This window comes from Neptunitalea chrysea, from assembly GCF_027924145.1.
In the GTDB taxonomy this organism is placed as follows: Bacteria; Bacteroidota; Bacteroidia; order Flavobacteriales; family Flavobacteriaceae; genus Neptunitalea; species Neptunitalea chrysea.
Map to the genome: position 1 here is coordinate 1 of NZ_BRVP01000002.1, position 14,252 is coordinate 14,252.

At 34.6% G+C, this 14,252-nt stretch carries 13 protein-coding genes; 5 read left to right on the top strand and 8 right to left on the bottom strand.

All coding sequences use genetic code 11. The annotated features are described in order from the left end of the window. Window positions 1–409: 409 nt before the first annotated feature. The gene (locus NBRC110019_RS01135) at window positions 410–1,537 is read left to right on the top strand and encodes a linear amide C-N hydrolase (RefSeq protein ID WP_281751464.1); all 1,128 of its coding nucleotides are present in this window, start codon (window positions 410–412) and stop codon (window positions 1,535–1,537) included. An 87-nt stretch (window positions 1,538–1,624) separates the two neighbouring features. Here NBRC110019_RS01135 and NBRC110019_RS01140 read toward each other — a convergent pair whose 3' ends face one another. From NBRC110019_RS01140 to pepT, 4 genes are all read right to left on the bottom strand, one after another. Further along, on the bottom strand, window positions 1,625–2,344 hold the full coding sequence (locus tag NBRC110019_RS01140; protein ID WP_281751466.1) for an MBL fold metallo-hydrolase: 720 nt from the start codon (window positions 2,342–2,344) through the stop codon (window positions 1,625–1,627). A 63-nt stretch (window positions 2,345–2,407) separates the two neighbouring features. Next, window positions 2,408–3,097: a 2'-5' RNA ligase family protein gene (locus tag NBRC110019_RS01145; RefSeq protein WP_281751468.1), complete on the bottom strand. Its 690-nt coding sequence runs from the start codon at window positions 3,095–3,097 to the stop codon at window positions 2,408–2,410. 53 nt (window positions 3,098–3,150) lie between these two features. Beyond that, window positions 3,151–3,738: a YdeI/OmpD-associated family protein gene (locus NBRC110019_RS01150; protein ID WP_281751470.1), complete on the bottom strand. Its 588-nt coding sequence runs from the start codon at window positions 3,736–3,738 to the stop codon at window positions 3,151–3,153. A 15-nt stretch (window positions 3,739–3,753) separates the two neighbouring features. Next, window positions 3,754–4,989 (bottom strand): peptidase T, encoded by a 1,236-nt coding sequence (gene pepT / locus NBRC110019_RS01155; RefSeq protein ID WP_281751473.1) that lies wholly within the window; start codon window positions 4,987–4,989, stop codon window positions 3,754–3,756. 128 nt (window positions 4,990–5,117) lie between these two features. Here pepT and NBRC110019_RS01160 point away from each other — a divergent pair, with 128 nt between their 5' ends. Together NBRC110019_RS01160 and mazG are read left to right on the top strand one after the other, a co-directional pair. Continuing rightward, the gene (locus NBRC110019_RS01160) at window positions 5,118–6,143 is read left to right on the top strand and encodes a quinone-dependent dihydroorotate dehydrogenase (protein WP_281751475.1); all 1,026 of its coding nucleotides are present in this window, start codon (window positions 5,118–5,120) and stop codon (window positions 6,141–6,143) included. An 11-nt stretch (window positions 6,144–6,154) separates the two neighbouring features. Next, window positions 6,155–6,928 carry a nucleoside triphosphate pyrophosphohydrolase gene (gene mazG / locus NBRC110019_RS01165; RefSeq protein WP_281751477.1) on the top strand — a complete coding sequence of 258 codons (774 nt, stop codon included), beginning with the start codon at window positions 6,155–6,157 and terminating at the stop codon, window positions 6,926–6,928. 9 nt (window positions 6,929–6,937) lie between these two features. Here the strand turns inward: mazG and NBRC110019_RS01170 are convergent, their stop codons facing one another. After that, complete coding sequence (locus NBRC110019_RS01170) at window positions 6,938–8,419, bottom strand: helix-turn-helix domain-containing protein (RefSeq protein ID WP_281751479.1); 1,482 nt, start codon at window positions 8,417–8,419, stop codon at window positions 6,938–6,940. A 126-nt stretch (window positions 8,420–8,545) separates the two neighbouring features. On the opposite strand from NBRC110019_RS01170, the gene aceB reads away from it, so the two are divergent. Both aceB and aceA read left to right on the top strand, forming a co-directional pair. Continuing rightward, window positions 8,546–10,144, top strand: a complete 1,599-nt coding sequence (gene aceB, locus NBRC110019_RS01175) for a malate synthase A (RefSeq protein ID WP_281751481.1) — start codon at window positions 8,546–8,548, stop codon at window positions 10,142–10,144. A gap of 70 nt (window positions 10,145–10,214) precedes the next feature. Continuing rightward, a complete protein-coding gene (aceA, locus tag NBRC110019_RS01180; protein ID WP_281751483.1) occupies window positions 10,215–11,492 on the top strand; it encodes an isocitrate lyase in 1,278 nt (425 codons plus the stop codon). 83 nt (window positions 11,493–11,575) lie between these two features. Here the strand turns inward: aceA and NBRC110019_RS01185 are convergent, their stop codons facing one another. From NBRC110019_RS01185 to dnaA, 3 genes are read right to left on the bottom strand one after another with little or no spacing between them, the layout of a single operon-like run. After that, window positions 11,576–12,286, bottom strand: coding sequence for an SAM-dependent methyltransferase (locus tag NBRC110019_RS01185; RefSeq protein ID WP_281751485.1), 711 nt, complete (start codon window positions 12,284–12,286; stop codon window positions 11,576–11,578). A 1-nt stretch (window position 12,287) separates the two neighbouring features. Next, window positions 12,288–12,743 carry a low molecular weight protein-tyrosine-phosphatase gene (locus tag NBRC110019_RS01190; RefSeq protein ID WP_281751487.1) on the bottom strand — a complete coding sequence of 152 codons (456 nt, stop codon included), beginning with the start codon at window positions 12,741–12,743 and terminating at the stop codon, window positions 12,288–12,290. Next, complete coding sequence (gene dnaA, locus NBRC110019_RS01195) at window positions 12,743–14,170, bottom strand: chromosomal replication initiator protein DnaA (RefSeq protein WP_281751489.1); 1,428 nt, start codon at window positions 14,168–14,170, stop codon at window positions 12,743–12,745. Before dnaA ends, NBRC110019_RS01190 begins: the two co-directional genes overlap by 1 nt. Between the last annotated feature and the right edge of the window lie 82 nt (window positions 14,171–14,252).

The window sequence follows — 14,252 nt, forward strand, 5'->3', positions numbered from 1 at the left end:
AAATAATATAGTAAAAGCCGCTTTTTAGCGGCTTTTTTTATGATTGATTTATGGCGTCTTTAGTTCCTTCAGTAATGTTAGAGCTTGGTTTTTTTAACCAATGAAGAAGATAAAGTCAAATTAACGAATGAAGCTTCTCAAAAAGAGATAGCTCAAAGTATATTTTCTAGTTTAGAGAAGATAGCAACGAATTGATATATAACTATCATTTTAAAGAGTAGAGAAGGTTATCCAATTTTGGGTAACCTTTTTTGTATAGCACTTTTAGCACTCTTTATGCTTTACTACCATAAGAATACCATTTTATACGTATGTTATTGAATATTAATATATTATACTTTTAACATATCAATAAAAATATAAGCTCCCAAATTTTATAAATGTTAAACCTTAATCTAATTTTTTTGTTATGTGTACAAGTATTACAATCAACAGTAAAGATGGAAACACCATCGTAGGACGCAGCATGGAAAATGCTGTATTTATGGATTCTAATGTATTTTTTCGTCCGGAAGGATATCCTTATGTTCAGGACAAAATTATTCTGTGTAAGAAGTTTGAATTATTAGGTGCTGACGTAGCGGACTTAAAAGTAATGAATGATGCAAAGCTACTTACTTGGAAAGGTCTTTATTCTTTTATAGGAATGAATGCTTTAGGAACGGGGTTAGCTACCAATGGAATGAATAGTGAAGGGTTGGTTACCGGAGATATGACCCTGACTTGTAGTATGTATGAAAGTGGCAAAGGTGCACCAGCAAATTCGGTATTATGGTATCCTTATGTGACTAATTGGATTTTAAGTACCTGTGCTAATTGTGAAGATGTGAAAAATAACTTGCCTAATTTGGTGGTAACAAATCCTCTTGGTGATTTAATGCCTGAAAAATATAAAGGGTTTCTATTACATTTTCCGGTGAATGATGCCCAAGGTAATGCCATTGTAGTGGAGTATACAGATGGACAGTTGCATATTTATGATAATACAGAAATAGGTGTTTTAACTAATGATCCTATTTTTCCTTGGCAAACACAAAACCTAATTAATTACGCTAACATAACACCTGTTAATCAATCTGAGCATACAGGAACACGATTTTCAGTGAGTTCACCATCTCAAGGTACCGGATTTATAGGGTTACCTGCAAGTTCTACCCCGGTAGATAGATTTGTGAGAGCTGCTATGATGGTAAATTATGCTTTTCCACAACAGACAGGGAAGGAAGCAGTTAATCTTGCTATTCATGTATTGAATACAGTAGATATTCCGTTTGGAATTAGCAGAACCAAAACAGATGCTCAACCTGTAAGTGGAGAAAGCGATTTTACAGAATGGATTACCGTTTCAGATACTCAAAACTTGAAGTATTATGTTCGCATGTACGATTCTCCTTCTGTGTTTTTAATTGATTTTAAACAGTTGTTGGAAACTTACAAAGACGATTTGTCTCAATTATTAGAGATTACTATAGATATTCCAGTTAAAGATCTAGCCATAGATTTAACTGAAGAATATACGAGCGCTGCTGCTATGTAAGATTTTTAGAATACTTTCTATATAAAAAAGCGCTACTTAGATGCTATAAGTGGCGCTTTATTAATATGTGTTTAGTCTGTTATTCGTCTATGGGTACCATTTAAGTTGTTTTACTTGAATGGTTTTATTTTGTGAAGTTACCAATTCTTTAAATTTAGCAATATCGCTTTTCCCGTCTTGTCCTCTGTAGTGGTAAGGATATACCATTTTAGGTTTAAAATCTAAAACGGCCTCAGCGGCTTTATCAACCGTCATGGTATAGGGTAGATTCATGCATACGAACGCCATATCAATATCTTTAAGGTTACGCATTTCAGGAATATCTTCCGTATCTCCGCTTATGTATATTCTTTGGTCGTTTATAGTTAACACATATCCATTGCCTCTTCCTTTGGTATGAAATTGTTTAGCTTCCTCTCGTAAGTTATACATAAGGGTAGCCTCAAATGAGATTCCGGAAAGATCTTTTATGTCTCCATTGTTCATAACCACTAGATGTTTTTTCAAGCTTTCCGGTAATTTGTCGGCAACTGCTTGCGGAGCTATCATGATTGCATTGGCTAATTTTAGACTTTTTAAAACCTCTATATTCAAATGATCTCCATGGATATCTGTTAACAATATGATATCTGGTGCACCATGTGCATTAAAAATATTCCCCTGTACAGCAGGGTCTACGAAAATAGTGGCTTCTGGAGTTTTTAAAATAAAGGAGGCATGTTCTACAGGTATAATTTCAAGTTCTTTGGGTTGAGAGCATCCAACAGAAGATACTATACATACCAGTACGATTAAAAAGTTTTTCATAATGATGGGTTTTGTTAGTAAGATACAGATTCAGAAGCAATATCTAAAGATGTTTAGTAGAAGTTAGGGAGTTTCAAGCTTAAATTCTGCCAGTTTAGTAAGTTTTTGGTGTTTTAAATACCAGTCATTACAAACAAATTCTATTTTATTAACCGTAAATACTCCAAAGTCAAAATCTCTATAACTTTCGAGAAGTTTAGCTAGTTGAACTGGATCTTTTAAAGCTGTTTTAAACCGAGCCACAGTGGAATGTGCTGTTTGAATGGTATAGCGTTTATCTATGCTCTGTTGTAAATTAGAATTTTTAAAATTCGTTCGGAGCTGATCTCTTAATGTATTGATTATATCACTTTCTGGAAATCCTTGAATAATAATGCACGAATCTGACGCTGTAATACCTTTAAATGAAATTTTAAAGGGAGGAATATGGTTAATGCTAGTTTGTATTAGATGAAGATATTCTTTCAATGGAATAGCCGTTAGATCAAATCCATTATAGCATGATATAATAGACATCAGGGTAATATGAATATCTGTATTAGGATAAAAGTATTGTTCGGGCTCAATCTGCTTAACTTCTAATAAAAATTCTTGAATTTTTTTATTAACAGTTTCACTTGGTCTTATGACTAAAGTAACTCCTAATCGGGTATCATTTTTTACGTCAATTAAAGAATCGGTAGTGTAGTTACCAGAGCCTATTTTTTCAATAGACCTATTATACAAATCGTTGTAATGAGTTTTTAAATCCATTTTACTCAATAATTGAGATTAAATGCTCCGAGACTTGCCCCGAAGTGGTTTAGTTAACAATTACGATATTTGTCATGAAGACCAATCCCCTGGAATATCATAGGTGTTATTTTTTCTAAGCGTGCTAGTTTGGTAGCTGCTCGTTTAGCCTCTAAAATATAGCTGGCGTATTCTTTTCTTCTACCAGGCGTAAGTTTATCAAATGCTTCTTTAAATAATGTATCGTTATCAAGTGCTGATTGAAGAACCGGATCAAGTTCTATAGCCTTAGATCGATCCGGTTTTATTTCTAATCCTTGTAATTGATTTTCGATAGCCTCTTTAATATATTCAAGTAGTAAGGTTTCGTTGATATCCTCAACACTTTCAAAACGCCATTGACGTAAGGCTTTAGTTTTGCCTTCTTGAGCATTTAATAATGCACCGTGCTTATCTTTAAGTAATGCTCCTTGAAAAAACCAAAGCCCGAAATGATTTTTAAAAGCCCCAATGCCAACAACATTTTTATTGTTTATGGTATAAACAGGCGCTCCCCATTTAATAGTTTCTTCCAGTTCGGTTTGTAAAATAACAGTTCGAATTCTCTCCAATCCTGCTTTCCACTTGTTATGTTTTTCAATATAAGCAATTACTTTTTCCATAAGCCACTAGTTTTATTAGGCTTCCGTGGCTTTGCTAGCGGTAAGTTCAGCAATTTTTACAATTACCTCAGTGGCCTTTTCCATGTTTTTTACAGGAACGTATTCAAATTTTCCGTGGAAATTATGTCCTCCTGCAAAAATATTAGGACACGGTAATCCCATAAAGCTTAGTTGAGAGCCGTCTGTACCTCCTCTAATAGGCTTTATGATAGGTTTAATATCTAAAGCTTCCATAGCCTCTTTAGCCGTATGCACAATTTCAATAACCGGTTCTACCTTTTCTCTCATATTATAATACTGATCTTTAATGTCTAGTAAAACAACATCTCCGAATTTAGAGTTTAGGTCGGCCTCAATATTATATAATAACTCTTTACGAGCTTCAAAAGCCTTTCTGTCATGATCTCTTATAATATATTCAAGAGTGGTATTTTCAATAGACCCTGAAATGGTATGTAAGTGAAAAAATCCTTCTCGTCCGGTAGTTTTTTCAGGTACTTCATCTTTTGGCAAGGCGTTCATAAACTCATTTGCTAAGGTAATAGCATTTACCATTTTATCTTTTGCATAACCAGGGTGAACGCTTTTTCCTTTAAAAGTTACTTTAGCACCGGCAGCATTAAAGTTCTCAAATTCTAACTCTCCAATCTGACTGCCATCCATGGTATACGCCCATTGAGCACCAAATTTTTCAACATCAAATTTGTGAGCGCCACGGCCTATTTCTTCATCAGGAGTAAACCCTATTCTAATTTTACCATGTTTTATTTCAGGATGTTCAATTAGGTATTCCATAGCGGTTACAATTTCTGTAATACCGGCTTTATCATCTGCACCTAAAAGGGTAGTACCATCAGTAGTAATAAGGGTTTGCCCTTTGTATAAAAGGAGATCTTCAAAATAATCAGGACTTAGAATAATGTTTTCTTCTTCATTTAGAACAATATCTTTTCCATCATAATCTTCTATAATCTGTGGATTTACATTTGTACCCGAAAAATCAGGACTCGTATCAAAATGCGCAATAAATCCAATCGTGGGTACCTCGTGCTCTACATTAGAAGGTAAGGTAGCCATAATGTATGCATTTTCATCTATGGTTACATCGTCTAACCCTATTTCTTTTAATTCTTCAACAAGTTTATTTGCTAAATCCCATTGCTTTTCTGTACTAGGGGTAGTTTCAGAAGCAGGATCCGATTGCGTATCAATGGTTATATAACTTATAAATCTATCAATAATAGGTTTCATAAAAATGAATTTTTCAATTGTATAAATTCAAAAGTACAATCTATTTAAGCTATTCTAAAGTTTTCTTTATAATAAAATCTATATAACGTACTTTTGCCATAGCTTTTAAACACACAACATTATCCAGTATGTATAAACAACTCATTAGACCTGTTTTATTTAGTTTTGATCCTGAGAAAGTGCACCATTTTACTTTTTCTTTTTTACGATTTTCTCAAAAGATGCCTTTTGTAAAAAGTATATTAAAAAGCAAGTTTGATGTAACTCATCCAGCTTTAGAAAGAGAAGTGTTTGGGTTGAAATTTAAAAACCCTGTAGGATTGGCAGCAGGTTTTGATAAGGATGCTAAGCTTTATAAGGAATTATCAAACTTAGGTTTTGGTTTTATTGAGATAGGTACCTTAACTCCTAAAGCACAACCAGGAAACCCTAAGAAACGATTGTTTAGGTTAAAAGCAGATCAAGCTATTATCAATAGAATGGGATTCAATAATGGTGGTGTAGTAGAAGCGGTAGAACGTTTGAAAAAGAATACCGATGTATTGATAGGAGGGAATATAGGTAAAAACAAGGTTACCCCAAATGAAGAGGCTGTGGAAGATTATAAAATATGCTTTGACGCTTTATTTGATTATGTAGATTATTTTGTGGTAAATGTAAGTAGTCCTAATACACCTAATTTAAGAGCATTACAGGATAAAGAACCATTAACCTTGTTATTGAGAACGTTAATGGAAAAGAATAGCCAAAAGCCTTCACAGAAACCTATATTGTTAAAAATAGCACCAGATCTTACCGATGAGCAATTACTGGATATTATTGATATTGTTTCGGAAACTAAGATTGATGGTGTGATTGCTACTAATACCACTATTGGTAGGGATGATTTACAATCGGAGGCTAACTTGGTAAAAGAAACCGGTGGATTAAGCGGAAAACCATTAACCAAACGTAGTACTGAGGTAATTAGATTTTTAGCGGAGAAAAGCAATAAGGCATTCCCAATTATTGGGGTAGGTGGTATTCATTCGGCTAAAGACGCTTTGGATAAGTTAGATGCTGGGGCAGATTTAGTACAGTTGTATACCGGATTTATTTATGAAGGCCCTCAGTTAATTAAAGATATTAATAAAGCAATTATTGCAAGATCATAAAGTATACTGTTATGAATAGCAGAGAAACACAATTAAAAGCATTTGACCGATTATTAACTATTATGGATGAGTTGCGTGAGCAATGTCCGTGGGATCAAAAACAAACCATGGAAACACTTAGGCCTCTTACCATAGAAGAAACTTACGAGCTTGGAGATGCTATTTTGGATAAGGATTTACAAGAGGTAAAGAAGGAGTTAGGAGATGTTTTATTACACATTGTATTCTACGCTAAAATAGGAAGTGAAACCAATGATTTTGATATTGCCGATGTGATTAATTCGCTTTGTGAAAAGTTAATTTATCGTCATCCTCATATCTATGGAGATACCAAAGTAAAGGATGCGAAACAGGTGAAAGAAAACTGGGAAAAATTAAAATTAAAAGAGGGCAAGAAAAGTGTATTGGAAGGAGTTCCAAAAAGCCTTCCTGCTCTGGTAAAAGCAAACCGAATTCAGGATAAAGTTTCCGGAGTTGGATTTGATTGGGAAGAACCGCAACAGGTTTTTGAAAAACTAAAAGAAGAGTTAGAAGAACTTCAGGAAGAGGTATATCAGCAGAATCAATCTGAGATTGAAGCGGAGTTTGGAGACGTTTTATTTAGCATGATTAACTATGCTCGTTTCTTAAAAGTAGATCCTGAAAATGCTCTTGAACGTACCAATAAAAAGTTTATAAAACGCTTTACCTACCTTGAGGAAAAAGCCTCTGAAATGGGAAAATCTCTAAAAGATATGACCCTTTCAGAGATGGATATTTTTTGGGAAGAAGCCAAAAAACTTTAAAGTATTACTTTACGAAAACTTTATTATTAGCTGATTTACAATATTTTCAGTTGTTTTATTCTTTTCTATCTGCTCAATGTGTATAGGAGGGCTTTTGCGTACTTGACAATTTGTCAGTGCACAAGTTTCGCAAGTAACTCCAACTACTTCAGCGGTGATTTCTGGCTGTTCTAAAAACTTAATTTTTTGTTGTAGGCTTGGGGTAATTAAAATACCAATACTAATACTTCTTAGGTAATTATCTTTAAACGGATCGTGGGTTGTAGAACTAAAGACCAGATACTCATTATCGCTATGGTGATACGTTGAAATTTGGGCTTCAAAGTGATGTTGGTGAATGTTGTTCTTAAAATTTTGGAGTGTTTTTATAGCTACCCATTTTCTACAATAATGCTCATTCATTTCATTAGCTCTCGGCTCTTGTTGATGAGTAATATGTAGCTCTTTTTTTAGTTGATATTTATCGGTTCCTACCTTATGTGTAAAACGTAAAAAGAACAAATTTTTCATCTGAAAATCCTTAGGTAAAATATTTGTGATACGTTGGTATAAGGTTTCCGGTGATGCATTAAATGTTTCTATAATTTCCTCAAAGTCTTTTTGCAAAAGTTTGGGTTGCTTAAAGAAATATTGAAGCTTATCCGTAATTATTTTTCTTGGTATTAAAAGTGCACCCGCAAAGTAAGAAGCATAGAAATTATTTAATACCTGTTCAAAATTTTCAAACTTAATCCAACTAAATGTGAATAGGCGCTCTGTATAATTTAGGTAGTTATAGGCAATTTCTTTAGCATAGATAAAAGCACGCTGCGGTTCATCAATATAATTAGCGATAAGCAATGTTTTAGTCTTAGGAATGTACACGGAACGTAAGTTCCCTAATTCGGAGTGTTTAGATAGCTCTTCCTCATTAATGGTGTAATCGTATTCTTCAATGAGAATAGACTCTAATTCTTTAGAGGTTATCTTAGTGGTAGTGTCAATTTGATAGGCCTCTATAAACTTAACAACCTTTTCTTCTAGTTCTCCAAAGAAGTTGTTATGTGCTTCTTGATAGGAGCGTAGAGAGGCTAAAAAGAAGCTTTCCCTGTTTAGGTTGTATTGTTGAGAAATTTCAATAATAGTACTTATAAACGCATTTACTTTAGCAGGCGCATTGGCTATAATATCTATTAAGTCCCTTTCTTGAATACCAAATAAGTCTAAAGGTATTTCTTTTAAGATTTTAGACTGAAGAATATCTCCAATAGGTGCAAGATTCTTATCGAGCTTTGTAGAAACCAATTGGTCATAAGGTACGCTCAAATGTTCAGAAAGACTTATAATCTTATCGGTTTTTGGGTATTTCTTTCCTTTTTCTATTTCATTTAAGTATGATTTAGAAAGACCTGTAAGTTTTGAAAGCCCAAACAAAGATAGGTTTTTTTCAGTTCTGATTTGCTTCAGTTTTAACCCAAAAATAAGACGGATATATTCTTCTTCTATTGTCATACAACAAAGATATTCTTTTTTGCGTATAAATAAAAAATAACGAAATAAATAAAAAAAGCGAACGTTCGCTTGTTTCTTGTTTTTATTTGTTTTAATATTGTTCACACAAACAAACAAATAAATAGTATGTCTGATTTAGCAGTGAATAAAGTAAAAGCTCAGTTTAGCAATGAGGTAACCAATTACTACCCTGATGTGCTAACCGATGAGGCGTTGTTTTTTCTGTACAAGTTACATGAGAAATTCAATGAAGAACGAAAGTCATTACTAGCAAGACGTGAGCAGGAACAGTTGCTGTTTGAAAAAGGAAAACTGCCAACATTTCCTGTAGAAACGTCTGAGGTAAGAACCGGAGATTGGGTTGCTGGTGATACTCCAGAAGATTTACAAGATAGGAGAGTAGAAATTACGGGTCCGGTAGATCGTAAGATGATTATTAATGCCCTGAATAGTGGTGCTAAAACATTTATGGCTGATTTTGAGGATAGCAATTCGCCTTCATGGAAGAATAATTTAGAGGGACAACAGAATTTATCTGACGCTATAACGAAAACGATTTCGTTGTATGATTCATCAAAAGATAAGTCTTATCAACTTAATGAAGATGTAGCTACGCTAATTGTGAGACCAAGAGGATTGCATTTGAATGAGCAACATTTATTATTTAACGATGAAGTAGCTTCGGGTTCGTTAATAGATTTTGGTTTGTACGTTTTTAGAAACACCAAGACGTTGATGGAACGAGATTCAGCTCCTTATTTTTACCTTCCTAAAATGGAGCACTATTTAGAAGCTCGTTGGTGGAACAAGGTTTTTTCTTATGCTGAGGAGTGTTTAAATGTACCTCAAGGGACTTTTAAAGCTACTGTACTTATAGAAACTATTACGGCTAGTTTTCAATTACATGAGATTATCTATGAATTGAAAGATCATATTGTAGGATTGAACTGTGGTAGGTGGGACTATATATTCTCTTATATTAAAAAGTTACGGTACCAACCTAACTTCTTAGTGCCTAATAGAGATCAGGTAACTATGACAACTCCGTTTATGGAAGCGTATTCTAAACTGGTAATTCAGACCTGTCATAAACGAGGTATTCATGCGATGGGAGGTATGGCAGCTCAAATTCCAATAAAAAATGATGACGCAGCCAATAATACCGCTATTGAGAAGGTGAGAAACGATAAGCTAAGAGAAGTTAAAAACGGACATGATGGTACGTGGGTAGCGCATCCGGGATTGGTAAAAGTGGCTATGGATGTTTTTGATGAGTATATGCCGCAACCAAATCAGAAGGATAAAATGCTTGAGGATATTAGTATTACAGAGGAAGACTTATTAGAGCAACCAGTGGGAACCATTACAGAGGAAGGAATTCGTAAAAATATCAATGTAGGTATATTATATATAGAAGCATGGTTACGAGGAAATGGAGCAGTGGCACTATACAATTTGATGGAAGATGCCGCAACTGCGGAAATTTCCAGGACTCAGGTGTGGCAATGGTTACATGCTGGTGCTAAATTAGAAGATGGTAGGGTTTTTTCTATAAAACTCTATAACGAATTTTTAAACAGTGAGGTAGCTAATATTCAGGCTATGCTAGGAGATACTGCTTTTTGTGAAGGGCGCTTTGAATTGGCCATTCGTTTGTTTGACGAACTGGTTTTAAACGAAGGTTTTGAGGAATTTTTAACGCTACCAGCGTATCAATATATTTAAAAAAAAACGTCCCGTAGCTTGCTGGACACAAATTTTACGGGACATTCAATAATTAGTAAAACACAAATTTATGAAAACAGAAGCTAGAATTCAACAATTAATTACCGACTGGGAAACCAATCCAAGATGGAAAGATATTACAAGACCTTATACCGCAGAAGAGGTGATTACGTTGCAAGGATCCTATATTATTGAGCATAGCATTGCTAAGCAAGGGGCTATGAAATTATGGGAAAAATTAAACAATCAGGATTTTGTTGCTGGGCTTGGAGCCTTAACCGGTAATCAGGCTATTCAGGAAGTTGAAGCTGGCTTAGAAGCTATTTATTTAAGCGGATGGCAAGTAGCTGCTGATGCAAACCTAGCCGGAGAAATGTATCCGGATCAATCGTTATACCCTGCTAATAGTGTACCTATGGTGGTGAAAAGAATTAACAATGCGTTATTAAGAGCAGACCAGATTCAGAATGTAAATGGGATAGCCGATAAGAAAGACTATTTAGTACCAATTGTAGCAGATGCGGAAGCAGGTTTTGGTGGAAATTTAAATGCCTTTGAATTAATGAAAGCAATGATTGAAGCAGGAGCGTCTGGGGTACATTTTGAAGATCAATTGAGTTCTGCTAAAAAATGCGGACACTTAGGAGGTAAAGTGTTAGTGCCAACACAAGAAGCAGTTAATAAGTTGGTTGCAGCTCGTTTAGCTGCTGATGTTTCAGGTGTACCTTCAGTAATTATTGCTAGAACCGATGCCGATGCTGCTAATTTACTAACCAGCGATATAGATCCAAGAGATCATAAGTTTTTAACAGGAGAAAGAAGTTTAGAAGGATTCTTTTATGTAAAAAATGGAATAGAGCAGGGGATTGACAGAGGATTAAGTTATGCTCCTTATGCAGATTTAATTTGGTTAGAAACATCAACACCTGATTTGGCAGAGGCAAAACGTTTTGCTGAAGGTATTCATGCGCAATATCCTGGAAAAATGTTAGCGTATAACTGTTCTCCCTCTTTTAACTGGGCAGCTAAATTAAGTGTGGCCGAAATGGAAACATTTCGCGAAGAAATTGCGGCATTAGGGTATAAATTCCAATTTATCACATTGGCTGGGTTCCATGCCTTAAACACAAGTATGTTTGAACTTTCTAAAGCATATAAAGAAAGAGGAATGGCTGGATATTCTGAATTACAAGAGCGTGAATTTAGTTTACAGAAAGATGGCTTTAGAGCTGTTAAGCATCAAGGTTTTGTAGGGACTACCTATTTTGATGCTGTACAGAATACTGTAACAGCAGGTACCTCTAGTACAGTAGCTATGAAAGGCTCTACAGAGGCAGCACAGTTTTAATTACGGATGCATTTGACACTCTATATATTTATTTAAAGCGGAGAGGCGCCTGGTAATCTTACAATACCGGGCGTTTCTTATTTTTAAAACTGATGGAGAATAAATATAGCCGGACGCTTATGTAAATCTACTTTTGTTTTCTTCCAACTTCCAATGCTTTGTGTTTTTATATATTCTGTAGATAGCGTAATATCACAGGCAACACACAATTGCGTGTTGTTTTGTAAAATACCACACATGCTTTCTAAAAGCTGATTATTTCTATAAGGCGTTTCTATAAATATTTGAGATTGCTGTAGTTCTTTAGAACGGCGTTCTAAAGTTTTTAGCGCATTTTTCTTTTCTCCTTTGTCAATAGGTAAATACCCGTTAAAGGCAAAATTCTGACCATTGAATCCGCTACTCATCATGGCTAACAAAATAGAGGAGGGACCTACCAATGGGATTACTTGTATTCCTTTTTGGTGTGCAATTTTAACTACATCTGCACCAGGATCTGCTACTCCGGGGCAACCTGCTTCTGAAATAATACCCACATCAGTACCCTTTAAGCAATTGCTAAGAAACTCAGGAAGCTCTGCTAGCTCTGTATATTTGTTTATTATATGAAGCTTTAAAGAGGGTTGAGATTTCTCCGGACATATGTTTTTAATAAATCTACGAGCAGTTTTCTCATTCTCTACAATAAATTCATCTATAGCATAAATGGTAGATTGTACTGCTGTTGGAAGTACATTCAAAGGTTCTGTTTCTCCTAAGGTAGTAGGTATCAGATATAATTTGCCGTAATTCATACTAGGTGTATTTTTCAATGAAGGCATCGCAGGCACCATCTAGCATTTTGTAGACGTTTAAAAAACCATCGTTTCCTCCGTAATAAGGATCTGGTACTTCTAAATCTTCTCCCGTAAAGTTTAAGTTAAGTATGAGCTGAACTTTTTGTTTGTCGGTTTCATTAGCAGCTAAAGCAATAACATTTCTATAATTGCTATGATCCATTACAAAAATATGATCGAACTCATCGAAGTCACTTTTTTTAAATTGACGACATCTTTGATTGGTAATATCAATATCAAACTCTCGGGCAATAGCTATGGATCTCCTGTCGGGAAGTTCACCTATGTGGTAACTTCCGGTTCCTGCCGAATCAACTTCAAACAAATTAGAATCTAATCTGTTTTTAAAAATGCCTTCGGCAAGAGGAGATCTACAAATATTTCCCAAACAAACCATTAAAATTTTGGTTTTCATTATAAGGTAAGCTTTTTAGAGATATCGTCTATATATTTTCTAAACTGTTTGTCAGTTTCAGCCAAGTTGTCTACTGTTTTACAAGCATGTAATACAGTAGCATGGTCTCTTTTACCTATTTGAGAACCGATACTGGCTAAAGAAGCCTTAGTGTATTTTTTTGCAAAGAACATAGCCAATTGTCTGGCTTGTACAATATGCCGTTTACGGGTTTTAGATTGTAGGGTAGAAACATCCATCTGGAAATAATCTGAAACAATTTTCTGAATATAATCGATAGATACTTCTCTTTTGGTGTTTTTTACAAACTTTTCAACTATTTGACTAGCCAAATCTAACGTTACTTCTTTTTTGTTGAAAGAAGATTGAGCAATTAATGAAATAATGGCTCCTTCAAGCTCTCTTACATTGGTTTTAATGTTTTTAGCAATGTAGTCAACTATTTCAAAAGGCATTTCTACACCATCTCTGTATAATTTGTTTTTTACAATAGAGATACGTGTTTCATAATCTGGACTCTGTAATTCTGCAGATAATCCCCATTTGAAACGAGATAATAAACGTTGCTCAATATCTTGCATATCAACCGGTGCCTTATCAGAAGTTAAGATAACCTGTTTGCCATTTTGGTGTAAATGGTTAAAAATATGGAAGAATACATCCTGAGTACCCGATTTTCCAGAAAAGAACTGAACATCATCAATAATCAGTACATCTATCAACTGATAAAAATGAATAAAGTCGTTACGGGTATTTTTCTTTACAGATTCAATATACTGTTGGGTAAATTTTTCTGCAGAGATATACAATACCGTTTTCTCAGGGTATTTATCTTTAATGTCTACACCTATTGCATGAGCTAAGTGTGTTTTTCCTAAACCAACACCTCCAAATATCAATAACGGATTAAAAGAAGTTCCTCCTGGCTTACTGGCAACAGCTAAACCAGCTGAACGCGCTAAGCGGTTAGAATCACCTTCTAAAAAGTTATCAAAGCTATAGTTAGGATTCAGCTGTGACTCTATTTTTACATTTCGGATGCCCGGAATGATAAAAGGGTTTTTTAATTCAGGGTTTTTGTTTTTGAGAGGAACATCTAACTCTTGTGATGGAACAGAAGGTCTGTTGTTACTTGGAATTTTTTCGGTAAACGGTTTTTTGTTACCATAAGTGTTTTCCATTCTAATAATGTACACTAACTTTGCCCCATCGCCAAGTTCTTTTGTTAAAGATACTTTTAACAATTTCACATAATGTTCTTCTAACCATTCATAGAAAAATTTACTAGGTACCTGAATGCTTAAAGAGTTGTCTGTCAACTTAACTGCTCTGATAGGTTCAAACCAAGTCTTATAGGCTTGCGGCTGAATATTATCCTTTATAAATTGGAGACAATGATCCCACACTGATTGAGCAGTTTTATCCATTCTTCTTTAATTTTTTTTATTAACAGGGGTAAGATTAATAACTTTTTCTTCTAGTTTGGTAAGACAAATATGTGAACAAAAA